Consider the following 14,650-nt stretch of genomic DNA (forward strand, 5'->3'; position numbering starts at 1 on the left):
CTATTGGAAGCCGTCGGAGTTGCCGTGATCGGTGTCGTCGAGATACTTCGAAGAGGTCTTCTGACCGTCGGCGTGGCTTCCGGAATGGTTCGCCAGTCCGTTGGTGATGGTGTGCAGCTGTTTCTGCGCGTCCAGATAGCCGTTCTCCACCGCGAACTTGTATCCGTACACGTCATCACCCCAGGGCGAGCCCAGGCCATCGGCCTTGGACTGCAAGGTGGTGAGGGCATTGGTGATTCGATCGCTGACGTGCTGCGTCTTGGCTGCGGCCTGCCGGAGTAGTTCCGGATCCACCTGAACTTTACCCATCGCTGGCCCCTCCGACCGATGTACCCGAATGCCATTCGAAGATAGCGTTTCCGAATCAAAGATAGCGGTCGCGCCGAACCGCGGGCAACCTCATTTGAAAGGCCGTATAGTCCAAGGGTTTTGGGGGCTTGCGATCGCACACGCGGTATGTCACCGTGACGAATGCCGGGTGCTGTTAGGCTGCGGACCGGGAAGTCCGGGCTCGGACGGTGTTGGATGAGCCGTGTGGAGTGGATGCGGTGCGATTCGATCTCGCCGGCCGCAGGCTCCATCGGGAGGGGGATTCGATGTACCGGAGTAGCCGCGCGGGTGGGTGGTTGCCATAGGCGGTAGCGGGATGGACAAGCCGTCCGGCCTGGAGTACCTGCTCAACTGGCTGGGGCTGGATTGGCCCGACGGCGACGAGGACAAGATGTGGGACCTCGCCGACGACTGGCACGATGCGGCGAAATCGCTGTCGGATATCGACGGCGATATCGACGCGGCCATCAGCGCGGTTCAGGCGGCGTATCCGGAGGGCTCCGGCGGCGACGCGATGATCAAGCAGCTGCAGTCGATGCGCTCGGGACCGCAATCCATCGACCAGCTGGTCTCCTGGTTCAACCACGTCGGGGACAGCGCCCAGGCGACCGGTGATTCGATCGAGGGCGGGAAGATCCAGTTCGAGACGCTGCTGCTGACCACGGCGGCCGCGCTCCTGGCCGAGGAGGCCTTCCCGCCGACCGCGCCCGCGGAACAGGCGGCCACTATCGCCCTGTCCCGGGTCGGTGCGCGGCTCGCGATGCGGCAGCTGCTGAAGGCCATCGCCGAGAACGGGCTCAAGGACGTCCTGCTGACGACGTTGAAGAATCAGTGGCAGCGGCTTCTGCTGCACCTGGTGCTGGACGCGGCCATTCCCGCAGGCGTGAACCTGGCCAATCAGGAAGCCAAGGTGCAGAGCGGCCATCAGGACGGCATCCACTGGGGCGATGTCGGCAAGACCGCCGTGGTGGGGTTGGCGGGTGGCCTGACCGGTGGTTTCGCCGGTGGCCTCATGCAGGGGTGGATGCGGAACCTGAGCAGCGGGATGTTCAAGGGCCTGGTGTCGGGGATCACCGGCGGTGTGACCGGGACACTGGCCAGCGGTCTGGCCGAGATGGCGTACACGGGCAAATGGGAGATGGATCCGAGTGCTCTTGTCGCCGGAGCATTCTGGGGTGCGCACGGTTCGCTGGGCGGACACCACGGTCCGATCGAGGACGGCACCGCTCCGCACACCCGGGTGAATCTCAGCGACGAGGGCGGTGTGCCCAATGAGCGCCCCTCGGTGCCCTCGGAGGGGCAGGACGGCAGTTCGCCACACGTCGAGCCGACCGAGAACCTCACGAGTGATCATTCGCCGTCCTCGGAGGATTCCGGTCCCGGGCAGCACAGCACCGATCAACCAGATGCGACACATCCGGCCGGATCGGAGCACCGTTCGGAAAGCCCTGAGAAACAGGATCATTCGACGTCCACGCACGATCGTCCGGTCGATTCGCGATCGTCGCACGAGACGTCGTCCGAGAGCGGGCCGAAGGTTCATTCGACCGGTTCGGATGGGGTGCGTCCGGAGTCGCATGCGGCCGAGTCTCATCCGGCTCAGTCGCACAATGTCGAATCTCGTTCCGAGGGAACGAATGTCACTTCCGGCATCGATCATGCGGGACCGCGTGCGGACAATGCCGCGCGGCCGGAGTCGCCGGTCTCGGCGCGTTCGGGAGGTTCTGCGGGCGATGGTGTGCGCGCGCCGGGCTCGAGTCCGCGTCCGCAGGCGACCGGGGACGGGTCGAGTGCTTACCGGCCCACCCAGTCCGAAACCACCCCGGTGCGAAGCGAATCCACGACCACACCGGCCGAGCGTCCGTTGGCGGGCAGTGGCGAGTCGTCCGAGACTCGCCCTGTGTCGGATTCTCAGACCACCGATTCCGTGTCTGCGGACAAGCCGTTCAGCCCCTCGCTGGACGATCCGGCCACGCAAACTCCTCGCACCGAGGATGTTCCGGTCTCCGAGTCGCGATCGCCGGATGACGCGGAATTCGTCGTCCCGGACGATATCTCGACCATCCACGAAACTCCCGCACCGCCGGAACCGTCGACGCGTGCCGGTCTGGCCGACAACACCGCTCGTCCGGGCGACCCGGAACGACCGTCGAGCCGCGTCGGCGACCGACCCGAACCCTCCTCCCCGATCCGAGCCCGCAGCACCGGCGCCGAACCCGGCACCCGCGCAGGCGAATCCACCTCCCGTGCGACCGAATCCCCTTCCAGAGCAGGCGATTCCAGCCGCACGGATCGCACCGGAAGCTCCGACCGTCCACGCGAACTCGTCGGCGCCCGCGCCCGCGGCGACGACGAAACCCCACACCCGAACGAGAAAAATCCCCACGGCGACAACGGAACCCGCCCTCCACATCCCCCCGGCGAGGACCCCCACTCCCGCGCCGGCCTGCCCGAGGACCCGCGTGCGGGCAAGGACGGAACGCACCCGTCCGACCGGACCCCGGAGGAACACCGCACCGGCGATCACGACGACCCGGTGACTCGTCCCGCAGATTATGAACGGGAAGAGCCGCGACGGGATTCGACAGACGATGATCATCACGCGGACGGCTCGCCGCATCCGGAGGAGGCCGGGCCAACCGAGCGTCCGAGCATCGAGGATGCGTTCCGCGATCACGCCGAGCCGACCGATGCCGGACTCTCGCTGCACGCGAAAGATCCGGAACTGAGTCGGTTGGCGGGCCTCGTCCCCGCCGACGACCATTACTTCACCGTCGACGCTCACGTCACCGCGGACGGGCACGTCCGCATCGGCGAACATCGTTACACGCCCGAGGAATTCGGCGATATGCTGCGCGAGCACGGCTGGGACGGCGAAAAGCCCATCCGCATGATCGGCTGCGACGCATCGGAGAACGGCTTCGCCAGCCGCCTGGCGAACCACCTCGACACCGATGTCCTCGCCCCCACCGAGAAGGCCTGGTCCGACGAACACGGCCGCGTCTACAGCAGCACCCCGGTCAAGGACGCCAACGGCAACCCTCGCCCCCGCATCCCCCCGGACGGCGAATGGCACACCACCCACCCGGACGGCACCACGACGCCCGCCGGTGCGGACGGGTTCGTCCCGGGGACGCCCGAGAGTGCCAAACACGATCTCGAGCAGCACCACGACCCCGCAACCATGCGGGCCCAGGACCCCAAGACCATCACACCGTCGGAGGCCCGGCTGTACGAGCCTCTCACCGAACAGACGGTAGATGGCCGGCCGGTCGTCGTCGACGAGAACGGGGTGCCACACAAGATCGATGGGAAGCAGGACAACGACGCGTCCGGTGCGGCGCACGAGTACTTCAACAACCAGCTCGAGCGCGCCGGTGAACTGTATGACCCGAAGACGGGCAACGGTTCGCGATTCTTCTTCCAGGATGACAAGAATCCGCCTGTGCCGAAGGCGGTCATCGACGGCACCGATTCCATTACCGGCACCACGGCCGATCTCGTCAAGGTCACCTGGCGAGACGGTCGAGTGACCGAGGTGGAGACATTCGATGCGACGACAACGACGAAGAGCGTGGAAGATCATCTGGAACACCAGGTGAACACGTTGCGGAACAAATTGCCGGACGGCAGCAAGTATCAAACCGACAACAGCGTCTTCGTCGCGCCGAGCGAGGAGTGGGCGCACGCGGTGACGGAGGCGACGGGCGGCGATCCCCGGATCAGAGTGATCCATCCGGAGTCCGGCTTCGATTCGGCGGCGAACGCGGGTGAGTCGGGAGCGCGCGCGAGGTCGGGCTCGGACGATACGAGTGTCGGGGACGGCTCGGCGCATGCGGTCCGTTCGTCCTCCGCGGGCGATGATTCCGGTGGCGGGCGGCCGGTGGCTCGTGGCGATGGGCCCGAACACGACGGTCCGCCGAAGTCGGGTGAATTCGATGCGGAACCGGGTACGAAGCACGACCAGGGGCACGGTGACAACGCCGACCACGTCGCGCCCGACGGGGAAACGCCGCAGCGCCGGGCGATGCGCCAACAGGTCGAGCGGGCGAACAATGATCCGGAATACTTCAAGAAGTATTACAAGGATCACGGTAATTACACGGTCCGCCACAGTAAGGAAACTCCGGACGAAACAGGGTACGTCCCTCCGCATCTGGTCAAGGATCCGGAATCCGGAAAATGGGTTGCCGAGGACGACGCGCCGCCTCCGTTGCAGCCGGACTATGCGAAAATTCACGACCCGGTCGGTCCCGAGGGCGTCAGCAAGGAGACGCTGGATACGCTCAATTCCTGCGCCGGAGACAGGCAGCACGCAATTTCGGAGGACACCAAGGCGGAGGGCACGCTGAAGAATGCTCGGCACGCGCTCAAAAATGAGGATACGCCCGAGAATCGAGAGGCTGTTCGGCAAGCGGAAGAGGCTCATGCGCCATTGCACAGGGAGATGTCGGTAAAATCCGAAACCTTCGGTGAGACGGTAGCTGCCGAGCATGCAATTCCGGACCACTACGAGGGTGCGGAACGGGTGGAGAATCTGGAGGGGCCGGACAACGGTAATGATCGGTTCGACCAGGTCTACCGACTGCCGAACGGAAAGTTCGTGGTTGTAGAGTGCAAGAGCACGGTGGACACCGACCTGGGCGCTCGATGGACCCATGACGGACTGCGGGTTTCCCAGGGGCGCCCGGAGTATTTTCTGGACATACTTCGGGAGATGCGAGGCCGTGGCGAAGAATATCCGCACGAGTTGCAGCTGGCCAGGGAATTGCAGCGGGCCTTGAAGAGGGGAGACGTCGACTATATTCTGGTGCAAGGTCAGCGGAACAATGGTGTGTATACAGGCTATGCCATGAAAGTATTCGATATCAGCGGCTGGAGGTCGAAGTGACACGTACTGTGGAGACGCATTGGACGGCAGGTCCGAACGCTGAACAGTACGCTGCGGCATTGGGGGAAGATGCTGCCGAGACGATCGATGATCTCGAAGATTTTCCGGAGACGATCAATTTAGCTTTCGATAATTCACTGCAGTACATGGAGGCGCAGTGCACCGTCGATCCGCGTGCGGCACTGGGGACGACCTGGGAATCCGTGGTTGCAGCCATGCAGGTCGGATCGGCGATGTTCGCCATCACCAGCCGCACCGAAGGCGTCGTTGAATGCCGTATCGATCACAAGGTTCGGCAGTTGCCTGCGATCGGGCCGCGGACCTTCCCCAACGTCGGGCAGTGGCTCAACGCATTCTGGCTGGCGATCGTCTGCCGCGATCAGGAACGGATGACCCAGCTCTGCGACTTTCCGGTGGACCGCTTGCGCGAGGCCGAGGGCGAGACCGATGAGTTCGTCTACCTGTGGGTGGACACCTTGCAGGCGTACTGGCTCCGTCGTCCCGGGGTGGCGGAGAAGCTGACTGCCACGATCCAGGCGTCGTATCCCGATGTCGCTACGCTCATGCCGAAGGATCGCCTGGAGCAACTCGTCTATCAGCCGATCAATCTCTTCCACCGATTCCTCACCGAGGACCGGGCAGGCTTCGACGGCGCCTTGGTGGAGGCATTGGAGCTGCACAAGCGGTACTGGACGGCCGACGCGGATCGGGCGAAGAAGACTGCCGGACGTATTGCACTGGGCCCGTTGGCGATTACCTGTTTCGCATACGATGGCGAGTTCCCGATCGATGTCGAATCCGGGTATATCCCGACGCAGCTCGTGCAGCGCGGTTGGCTCGGCGAATTCCCGGTCTGACCGCCCGACTTCCGGCCCGCAAGGCCCTTCATGCCGAAAAGGTGACTGGTGATGAGTAGATTCGCGGAGGTGATCGTTCTCGCGCGGAACGCCGAGAAGGTGATGGCACCGCTGACCGAGCCCGATCCGGACCGCGAGTGGCAGCAATGCTTCACTCCGGTCGACGATTCGGTGTTCTCCGGCTCCGGTACGGGGTCGAGCGAATGCTATGCGTGGGTCGCGCAGTTCTACCGGCTCAATTGGAGAGGGCTGCTACCGCATCTCGAGTCGCTTCCCTGGCCGGATCCGCAATCGGTCCAGGTGCTCGTTCGTGACGAGGAGGACGACTGCTTCGGTCTGTGGATGTTGTTCGACGGCAAGCTGACGGAGGTCCCGCTGCCGCACACCGAGCGCGAACCCTTCCCGGGCGACTCGGTCACCGGTGTACTGAGCAGGACCGATCGCAAACCATCGCGATAGACGCCGACTTCACGAGCCGGTGATCACCGACACCGCAAGGTCTTTCGTGGCCTGGTCGACCGGGTCGAGTTGAAAATCGCGCGCCTGGATATGGCGCACCAACTTCGGTTCCGGTGCCAGCCCGTGTTTGCGCAGGTAGTGCGGGACCGAGCCGGCCCAGATCCAGGTGCCGTCGGTGCGGTAGTTCAGCGGGACGTCGCGGTCGGCGGGGGCGAACTCGTCGACGTCGAAGCTGCGGGCGGCCAGGATGACGGGGGCGGACTCGAGGTAGGTCAGCAGCGCCTCGGTCAGCGCGTGATCAATGGGGTCGCGGTCGGCGATGGGGCGGCCGTCCGGGTCGCGGCCGTCGTAGACGCGGGCCAGGCGCGGGGGTGATGCGGTCGCATCGCTGGTCGGCTCGCTCATCTGAATTCCATCCCCTCCGAAGGATTTTCGAGTCTGCGTCCCGATCGTAACCGGGGCAGGGCGGCGCGATCCGTGTTCCGCCCCGGTGCACGACGCTAGAGGCTCACCCGCTGGTCCTGGGCGAGGAACAGTTTGTCGCCCTCTTTGACGCCGAAGGTCTGGTAGAACTCCGGCAGGTTGCGGACGACCTGGTTGCAGCGGAATTCGCTGGGGGAGTGGACGTCGTTGGCCAGGAGCGACTCGGTGTACTGGGTGGTCTGCTTCTCACGCCAGTTGCGGCCCCAGGCCAGGAACATGTCGGTGTAGTTCGGCTTGTCGGTCTTCAGATCGATGCGGAAGGCGGCCAGCGAGATCATCAGTCCGCGCAGGTCGGCCAGGTTCTCACCGACCGTGAGCGCACCGTTGACGTGATCGGTCGGCGGCAGGCCCTCGGGGACCAGGACGTCGTACTGGGCGATGAGCTGTTTGGTCTTGGCGTCGAACGCGGCTTGATCCTGCGGGGTCCACCAGTCCTTGCGGTTGCCGTCGCCGTCGTACTTGGAGCCCTGATCGTCGAAGCCGTGGCCGATCTCGTGGCCGATGACCGCGCCGATCGCGCCGTAGTTGACGGCCGCTTCGGCGTCCTTGTCGAAGAACGGGGCCTGCAGGATCGCGGCGGGGAAATTGATCGAGTTGGAGGTCACGTCGTAGTAGGCGTTGACCGTCTGCGGGGTCATCCCCCATTCGGTCTTGTCGACCGGGGTGCCGAGTTTGTTCATCGAACGCTTGGCCTCGAAAGCCGTGATGGCCAGCAGGGATTCGACGAGTTTGCCGCGGGTGACCTTCACCTTCGAGTAGTCCACCCACTTGTCCGGGTAGCCGATCTTGACGGTGATCTTGCCCAGTTTCGCGATGGCGGCATCACGCGTCGGCGGCGACATCCAGCTGGAGTTGCGGAAATTCTGCCGGTACGCGGCCAGCAGATTGTCGACCAGCTGTTTGGCCCGATCCTTGGCCTCGGCGGGAAAGTACTTGGCCACGTACAGCTTTCCGAGCACCTCGCCCAGATTGCCGTCGACCACGCCGACCGCGGATTTCCACAGTTCGGGCCGCTGCTGGACGCCCGCGGTGACCTTCACGTACTCGAAGTTGGCATCCGAGAGCGCCTTGGTCATGTACTTGGCGTAGCTGCGCAGCAGGGCCAGCTTCAGATAGTCGCGCCAGATCGCGATATCGGTGGCGGCCCAGATCCGCCCGGCGCTGGTGACGAAGGAGGGCTCCGCGACGACGATCTTCGCGAACAGCTCCTTCGGGCGGTCGGTGCTTCCGGAAAGCCAAGGCTCCCAATCGAATTCGGGAGCCAGGGCCTTGACCTCGTCCCAGGATTTCAGGTTGTAGGTGGCATCGCTGTCGCGGGTGCGCACGTTGTCCCAGAAGGCCGCGGCGATCTGCTTCTCCAGATCGAGCACGCGCTGCGCCGACCCGTTGGGATCGGGCAGGCCGCCCCCGGCGGCGAGCTTGCCCAGCAGCGTCGAATACGCCGCGAGATACTGCGCGAACTGGGGTTTGCTGTAGTACTGCTCGCTCATGCCCAGGCCGGACTGGCCGATCGAGGGCAGATAGGCATTGGAATTCTTCTGGTCGACGGTGATGCCGAGTCCGATCAGCCCGCCCAGCGGCAGTGCGCCCATCACCTTGGCCAGATCGGGTTTGGTCGCCGCACCGTCGATCTGGGCGAACAGTCCGGACAGCGGCGTCAGGCCGAGCTTGTCGAGGGTGGCCTCGTCCATGCGCGCGTCGTACAGATCGCGGATCTGCTGCTCCGGAGTGCCGTCCTTCGGATCCACGATCCCGGCGATGACATCTTTCAGCTGGCCCTCGACCCGGTCCGACACCTCGGTGAAGGTGCCGAAGCTCGTCTTGTCCGGCGGCAGTTGATATGTGCGCAACCAGGTGCCGTTGACGTGCCGGAACAGATCGTCCTGCGGCCGCACGGCCCGATCCATGCCCGACAGATCCGGCCCGGCGGGCGGTTTCGAGGCGGAATCGTTGCCGTTGCACGAGGCCAGGGCCGCAGCGACCGGCACCGCGCCGAGGGCGACGAGAAACGAGCGACGATCCAGACGAACCAGAGGACGCGACGAACTCACGGAAGATCCTTCCCCGACTGCTGTGTGGCGAAAGTGGTTGGTCGTAGTTCGGCCCGAGGCTACTGGAGTCCCCTGAGAGCCGGATGAACGACGCGATCCGCGGCCGCGCGGTGGCCTGGATTTGGGCCCGACCTGCGGCTTGGCTACACTGATCCGGTTGCTTGCGGGACAGCTGTGCCCGCACTTCGGCCGCGAACCCACAGTGGTTGATCCCCGGATCCTCGTATAACCGCTGGCAGGCGCGCGTTTGAGGGGCAACTGACCATGCCCGTCGGGTCGGCAATCCGGCGTGCATTTCGTCCAGGTCTAGGAGGAGCTGAAGTGATTCAGCAGGAGTCGCGACTGCGCGTCGCCGACAACACGGGTGCCAAGGAGATCTTGTGCATCCGGGTGCTCGGCGGTTCGTCGCGTCGCTATGCCGGTATCGGCGACATCATCGTCGCCACCGTGAAGGACGCCATCCCCGGCGGCAACGTCAAAAAGGGTGAGGTCGTCAAGGCTGTCATCGTGCGCACCGTCAAGGAGCGCCGTCGTCCGGATGGCTCGTACATCCGTTTCGACGAGAACGCCGCGGTGCTGATCAAGGCGGACAACGATCCGCGCGGCACCCGCATCTTCGGCCCCGTCGGCCGCGAGCTGCGTGAGAAGAAGTTCATGAAGATCGTCTCGCTGGCCCCGGAGGTGCTCTGACATGAAGGTGCACAAGGGCGATACCGTCATCGTCGTCTCGGGTAAGGACAAGGGCGCCAAGGGCAAGGTCATCCAGGCCTACCCGGCGACCGAGAAGGTCCTGGTCGAGGGCGTGAACCGGATCAAGAAGCATGTCGCGAACTCCGCGAACCAGCGTGGCGCCAGCTCCGGCGGCATCGTTACCCAGGAAGCGCCCATCCACGTCTCGAACGTGATGGTCGTCGACTCGGACGGCAAGCCGACCCGCGTGGGCTACCGCACCGACGAGAACGGCAAGCGGGTGCGCATCTCCCGTCGCAACGGGAAGGACATCTGATGACCACCACCGAGAACAAGATTCAGCCCCGCCTCAAGGTCCGGTACCGCGAGGAGATCCGGGACGAGCTGAACAAGGAATTCGGCTTCGCCAACGTCATGCAGATCCCCGGCGTGGTCAAGGTCGTGGTGAACATGGGTGTCGGCGACGCCGCCCGCGACGCGAAGCTGATCAACGGCGCGGTCAACGACCTGACGCTGATCACCGGTCAGAAGCCCGAGATCCGCAAGGCCACCAAGTCGATCGCGCAGTTCAAGCTGCGTGAGGGCATGCCGATCGGCGCGAAGGTCACCCTGCGCGGCGACCGGATGTGGGAGTTCCTGGACCGCCTGGTGTCCATCGCGCTGCCCCGTATCCGGGACTTCCGTGGTCTGTCGCCCAAGCAGTTCGACGGCCACGGTAACTACACCTTCGGCCTGAGCGAGCAGTCGATGTTCCACGAGATCGACGTGGACAGCATCGATCGGCCCCGTGGTATGGACATCACCGTGGTGACCACCGCGACCAACAACGACGAGGGTCGCGCGCTGCTCAAGCACCTCGGCTTCCCGTTCAAGGAGAACTGAGCACATGGCTAAGAAAGCTCTGAAGATCAAGGCCGCGGCCACGCCGAAGTTCGCTGTTCGCGCCTACACCCGTTGCCAGCGTTGCGGCCGCCCGCACGCGGTCTACCGCAAGTTCGGCCTGTGCCGCGTGTGCCTGCGCGAAATGGCGCACCGCGGCGAGCTGCCGGGCGTGCACAAGTCCAGCTGGTAATTCCTACCGGACGCAATAAACGTCGGCTCGAGTCGGCCACAGCGGAAGCCCTGGCACAGCGCATTGCGCTGTGCCAGGGCTTCCGCATATTTCCCCGGGCGAGCGATCGCGACGCGTGAAATGCCTTGATATCATTGGTTTGCGACCGTTTCACGATGTGGATTTCTCGCGGCGAACGCGACCCATCAGCGCGGGAGGTGGTCGGTGAGCGTCAAGGCGTTCGGCCGCTACCAGCTGCAAGAGCTGATCGGTGAAGGCGGCATGGGCCAGGTTTGGCGGGCCTACGACACCGTGACCGACCGGTTCGTGGCTATCAAAGTGCTGCCGGAACACTTCGCGGCCGATGCCAATTTCCGGGAACGATTCCGGCGCGAGGCGCACGACACCGCCCGGCTGCGGGAACCGCATGTGATCCCGATCCACGGCTATGGCGAAATTGATGGCCGCTTCTACCTCGATATGCGCTTGATAGACGGCATCGATCTGCGAACCCTGTTGAAACGCGATGGGGCCATGCAGCCGAAGGCGGCGGTCGCGGTGATCGCACAAGCCGCGGCGGCGTTGGATGCGGCACATGCGCAAGGTCTGGTGCACCGCGATGTCAAACCGTCGAACCTGCTGGTCAACGACAGCGGATTCGTATATCTGATCGACTTCGGCATCTGCCGCTCGGCCGAGGACACCCGGCTGACCCGGACCAGCGCGATGATCGGCACCCTGGCCTATATGGCTCCGGAGCGATTCACCACCGGCGTTGTCGACGGCCGATCGGATGTCTATGCCCTGACCTGTGTGTTGTGCGAATGTCTGACCGGAACCCCGCCCTATCCGGGCAACAGTGCGGAACAACAGATCGCGGCGCATCTGACCGCCGAACCCCCTGCGCCGAGCACGCGGCGATCCGACCTGCCGGGCGGGTTCGACCATGTCGTCGCCCGCGGCCTGGCGAAAAGTCCGGACGACCGCTACACGACCGCCGGCGAGCTGGCCGTCGCGGCCGGTACCGCCCTGGCCGATACGCCGCCGACGGTCCTGGCCAGGGCGCTACCGACACCGCCCGGGCATCGCTTGCTCCCCTTCCTGCGATCGAATCGACTGCAGCGCACACGATTCGCACCGGGAAACAAGCGTCCTGTCGTCCGGGCGACGGTGGCCGCGGTCGCGGTGTTGATCGGCGCGGCGGCGGTGGCGGGAGTGTGGCGGTTGAGTCACGGGTCCACGCCCGTACTCGCCTTCGACGGCAAGTACGGGGTCACCTATACGCACCGCAGTATGAACGGGAATCCGGTTGAAGCCGTCACCGATACCCGGGTGTGGTCGGTCCGGTCGCGCTGCCTGCCCGGCAGCGACCGGTGCGTAGCCTCGATCACCAGCGAGAATCCGGACGCTCCGGGCAGTGCCCCGACCCAGTTCGTTGCTGATTACCGCGATGGCGCCTGGACGGCCACCAGAGAGGTGGAACCCTGGCCCGATAACGATTGCACCAGCCCGATCACGCATGCGCCCCAAATGGTTCAGGGATGGCAGCGAGTGGTGTTGCGGTCGGTCGGCGCGCAGTGGACGGGAACGTACCGGGGCTATGTCGGGGGACCCTGTGCCTATGCGCAGGAGAGTGGGATGACGCTGTCCCGCCTCGGCGGTATCGAGCCGAACGTCCACGTCGTCGCACCCGAGACCATCCCTGCCCCCGCCGATCCGCCGGCGACGGCGATGAACGGGACCTACCAGGTGACCATCGCCTATGGTTCGACACCGGAAGTTCCGAATCCTCCTGCGCCGGACCGGATCCGGCAGCGATACGACACCATCTGCCTGCGTACGGGCGATCGTTGTGCGGCGACGACTCAGTCGGATCCGAGCGCGGATCCTCGCACGGATCCGCGTGCGGTCTTCGTGCCGATGCTCGTGTACGCGGGCGGAGCATGGAGCATGGTCTACGACACTCCGTATCCCTGCTACAACGATTCGAACGAACCCCATACCAACGCGACGTTCCGCTGGAATCTGGCCCGATCCGACGCCGACCCGGATTCCGCCGACTCCTTCACCGGCACCTGGTCCCGCGATAAAGCCGGGCCCTGCCCCGGAACCAGCCGCGCCACCGTCGACATGCGGCCCGTCGGGTCGACCGGTATACGTCCGGCTCTCGCCCCGACGCCGATCACCCGACCTGTCCGGTCACTGCGACCGGGACCCCGATTTTGTCCTGGTAACAGGCTTGTCTACACTGGTCCAGTTGCCTGGGCAGGTCTGTGTGCATTGTCGTGTGCGCAGGGCTCGGGGACACGCACTTCATCCGGTCGGCAGATAGTCGGCCGGACCAGCCGAATTGTCATAGGCCCACTACTCGCGTGCGCGGGTGCTGTATGGGAACCGTGGCGAGAAAGGTTAGCGGTCACGTATGACCATGACAGATCCGATCGCAGACTTCCTGACCCGTCTGCGCAACGCCAACTCGGCGTACCACGATCAGGTGAAGGCTCCGCACTCGAAGCTCAAGGCGAACATCGCCGAGATTCTCAAGCGTGAGGGTTACATCGCCGACTACCGGACCGAGGAAGCGAACGTGGGCCAGACCCTCGTCGTGGACCTCAAGTACGGCCCCAGCCGTGAGCGCAGCCTGCAGGGCGTGCGCCGCGTGTCGAAGCCGGGTCTGCGTGTGTACGCGAAGTCCACCAATCTGCCCAAGGTCCTGGGCGGCCTCGGCGTGGCCATCATCTCCACGTCGACCGGCCTGCTGACCGACCGTCAGGCCAAGCAGCAGGGCGTGGGCGGCGAAGTCCTCGCCTACGTCTGGTAAGGGAGGTCAGGACAATGTCGCGTATCGGTAAGAAGCCGATCACCGTCCCCGCCGGCGTCGAGGTGACCATCGACGGTCAGAACGTCGCGGTCAAGGGCCCCAAGGGCACCTTGTCGCACCTCGTCGCCGAGCCCATCGTCATCAACCGGGCGGACAATGGCGAGCTCGAGGTCGTCCGTCCGGACGACGAGCGTCGCAACCGCTCCCTGCACGGCCTGACCCGCACCCTGGTCTCGAACATGATCGAGGGTGTCACCAAGGGCTACGAGAAGAAGATGGAAATCTTCGGCGTCGGTTACCGCGTGCAGGCCAAGGGCTCGAACCTGGAGTTCGCCCTGGGCTACAGCCACCCGGTTCCGATCGAGGCGCCCGAGGGCATCACCTTCGCGGTGGAATCGCCCACCAAGTTCTCGGTGTCGGGTATCGACAAGCAGAAGGTCGGCCAGATCGCCGCGGTGATCCACGGCCTGCGCAAGCCCGACCCGTACAAGGGCAAGGGCATCCGCTACGCCGGTGAGGTCGTTCGCCGCAAGGTCGGAAAGACGGGTAAGTAAGCCATGGCCAATACACAAACCGAAGCCCAGAAGGCTGCGCGCAAGCCGCTCGGCAAGGACGCCTCGACCCGTCGGCGCAACGCCAAGGTCCGTCGTCACTTCCGGCTGCGCAAGAAGGTCGCCGGCACCACCGAGCGTCCGCGCCTGGTCGTCAACCGCTCCTCGCGGCACCTGCACGCCCAGCTGGTCGACGACTCGGCCGGCAAGACCATCGCCTCCGCCTCCTCGATCGAGGCCGATGTGCGTGCGATCGAGGGCGACAAGACCGCCAAGGGCCGCAAGGTCGGCGAGCTGCTCGCCGCCCGCGCCAAGGCCGCCGGTGTCGAGGCCGCGGTGTTCGACCGCGGTGGCCACGACTACCACGGCCGCATCGCCGCCCTGGCCGATGCCGCGCGCGAAGGTGGGTTGCAGTTCTGATGCGGATTCAGCCCCAGACCGGAATGACCATGAACGGAAGGAACGT

General features: G+C 65.0%; 14 protein-coding genes. 11 read left to right on the forward strand and 3 right to left on the reverse strand.

Annotated elements, in window-relative coordinates:
* Positions 1-309 carry a WXG100 family type VII secretion target gene (locus ON40_RS03875; protein WP_040818492.1) on the reverse strand — a complete coding sequence of 103 codons (309 nt, stop codon included), beginning with the start codon at positions 307-309 and terminating at the stop codon, positions 1-3.
* A 337-nt stretch (positions 310-646) separates the two neighbouring features.
* On the opposite strand from ON40_RS03875, the gene ON40_RS03880 reads away from it, so the two are divergent.
* The 3 genes from ON40_RS03880 to ON40_RS03890 are packed head-to-tail and all read left to right on the forward strand — an operon-like array spanning position 647 to position 6,537.
* On the forward strand, positions 647-5,221 hold the full coding sequence (locus ON40_RS03880) for a WXG100-like domain-containing protein (RefSeq protein WP_040818495.1): 4,575 nt from the start codon (positions 647-649) through the stop codon (positions 5,219-5,221).
* Between the two features lie 59 nt (positions 5,222-5,280).
* Positions 5,281-6,078 (forward strand): immunity 49 family protein, encoded by a 798-nt coding sequence (locus ON40_RS03885; RefSeq protein ID WP_218008732.1) that lies wholly within the window; start codon positions 5,281-5,283, stop codon positions 6,076-6,078.
* 51 nt (positions 6,079-6,129) lie between these two features.
* Positions 6,130-6,537, forward strand: a complete 408-nt coding sequence (locus ON40_RS03890) for a hypothetical protein (RefSeq protein WP_040818499.1) — start codon at positions 6,130-6,132, stop codon at positions 6,535-6,537.
* A 9-nt stretch (positions 6,538-6,546) separates the two neighbouring features.
* Here ON40_RS03890 and ON40_RS03895 read toward each other — a convergent pair whose 3' ends face one another.
* Together ON40_RS03895 and ON40_RS03900 are read right to left on the reverse strand one after the other, a co-directional pair.
* Positions 6,547-6,942, reverse strand: coding sequence for a hypothetical protein (locus ON40_RS03895; protein ID WP_083895384.1), 396 nt, complete (start codon positions 6,940-6,942; stop codon positions 6,547-6,549).
* A 95-nt stretch (positions 6,943-7,037) separates the two neighbouring features.
* The gene (locus ON40_RS03900) at positions 7,038-9,071 is read right to left on the reverse strand and encodes a M13 family metallopeptidase (protein WP_051192656.1); all 2,034 of its coding nucleotides are present in this window, start codon (positions 9,069-9,071) and stop codon (positions 7,038-7,040) included.
* A 321-nt stretch (positions 9,072-9,392) separates the two neighbouring features.
* Between ON40_RS03900 and rplN the strand changes: the two genes are divergently transcribed.
* From rplN to rplR, 8 genes are all read left to right on the forward strand, one after another.
* On the forward strand, positions 9,393-9,761 hold the full coding sequence (gene rplN / locus ON40_RS03905) for a 50S ribosomal protein L14 (RefSeq protein ID WP_040818501.1): 369 nt from the start codon (positions 9,393-9,395) through the stop codon (positions 9,759-9,761).
* A gap of 1 nt (position 9,762) precedes the next feature.
* Positions 9,763-10,077, forward strand: coding sequence for a 50S ribosomal protein L24 (gene rplX, locus ON40_RS03910; protein ID WP_040818503.1), 315 nt, complete (start codon positions 9,763-9,765; stop codon positions 10,075-10,077).
* Entirely contained in the window at positions 10,077-10,643 is a 567-nt protein-coding gene (gene rplE, locus ON40_RS03915; RefSeq protein ID WP_040818505.1) for a 50S ribosomal protein L5, read from the forward strand. The genes rplX and rplE overlap by 1 nt, the downstream gene beginning before the upstream one ends.
* A 4-nt stretch (positions 10,644-10,647) precedes the next feature.
* The gene (locus ON40_RS03920; RefSeq protein WP_040818507.1) at positions 10,648-10,833 is read left to right on the forward strand and encodes a type Z 30S ribosomal protein S14; all 186 of its coding nucleotides are present in this window, start codon (positions 10,648-10,650) and stop codon (positions 10,831-10,833) included.
* 204 nt (positions 10,834-11,037) lie between these two features.
* Entirely contained in the window at positions 11,038-13,362 is a 2,325-nt protein-coding gene (locus ON40_RS54315; protein WP_281032996.1) for a serine/threonine-protein kinase, read from the forward strand.
* Entirely contained in the window at positions 13,274-13,633 is a 360-nt protein-coding gene (gene rpsH, locus ON40_RS03930; protein ID WP_245567661.1) for a 30S ribosomal protein S8, read from the forward strand. The genes ON40_RS54315 and rpsH overlap by 89 nt, the downstream gene beginning before the upstream one ends.
* Before the next feature lie 14 nt (positions 13,634-13,647).
* Entirely contained in the window at positions 13,648-14,187 is a 540-nt protein-coding gene (gene rplF, locus ON40_RS03935) for a 50S ribosomal protein L6 (protein ID WP_040818513.1), read from the forward strand.
* Positions 14,188-14,190: 3 nt separating this feature from the next.
* Entirely contained in the window at positions 14,191-14,604 is a 414-nt protein-coding gene (rplR, locus tag ON40_RS03940) for a 50S ribosomal protein L18 (protein WP_040818515.1), read from the forward strand.
* Positions 14,605-14,650: the final 46 nt, after the last annotated feature.

This window comes from Nocardia jiangxiensis NBRC 101359, from assembly GCF_000308615.1.
In the GTDB taxonomy this organism is placed as follows: Bacteria; Actinomycetota; Actinomycetes; order Mycobacteriales; family Mycobacteriaceae; genus Nocardia; species Nocardia jiangxiensis.

What these genes read in the sequence shown, in the direction of transcription:
- ON40_RS03895 (WP_083895384.1), bottom strand. Translation starts at nt 6,942, where the DNA reads ATGAGCGAGCCGACCAGCGATGCGACCGCATCACCCCCGCGCCTGGCC.
- rplX (WP_040818503.1), top strand. Translation starts at nt 9,763, where the DNA reads ATGAAGGTGCACAAGGGCGATACCGTCATCGTCGTCTCGGGTAAGGAC.
- rplF (WP_040818513.1), top strand. Translation starts at nt 13,648, where the DNA reads ATGTCGCGTATCGGTAAGAAGCCGATCACCGTCCCCGCCGGCGTCGAG.
- ON40_RS03890 (WP_040818499.1), top strand. Translation starts at nt 6,130, where the DNA reads ATGAGTAGATTCGCGGAGGTGATCGTTCTCGCGCGGAACGCCGAGAAG.
- rplR (WP_040818515.1), top strand. Translation starts at nt 14,191, where the DNA reads ATGGCCAATACACAAACCGAAGCCCAGAAGGCTGCGCGCAAGCCGCTC.
- ON40_RS03920 (WP_040818507.1), top strand. Translation starts at nt 10,648, where the DNA reads ATGGCTAAGAAAGCTCTGAAGATCAAGGCCGCGGCCACGCCGAAGTTC.
- rplE (WP_040818505.1), top strand. Translation starts at nt 10,077, where the DNA reads ATGACCACCACCGAGAACAAGATTCAGCCCCGCCTCAAGGTCCGGTAC.
- ON40_RS03875 (WP_040818492.1), bottom strand. Translation starts at nt 309, where the DNA reads ATGGGTAAAGTTCAGGTGGATCCGGAACTACTCCGGCAGGCCGCAGCC.
- ON40_RS03880 (WP_040818495.1), top strand. Translation starts at nt 647, where the DNA reads ATGGACAAGCCGTCCGGCCTGGAGTACCTGCTCAACTGGCTGGGGCTG.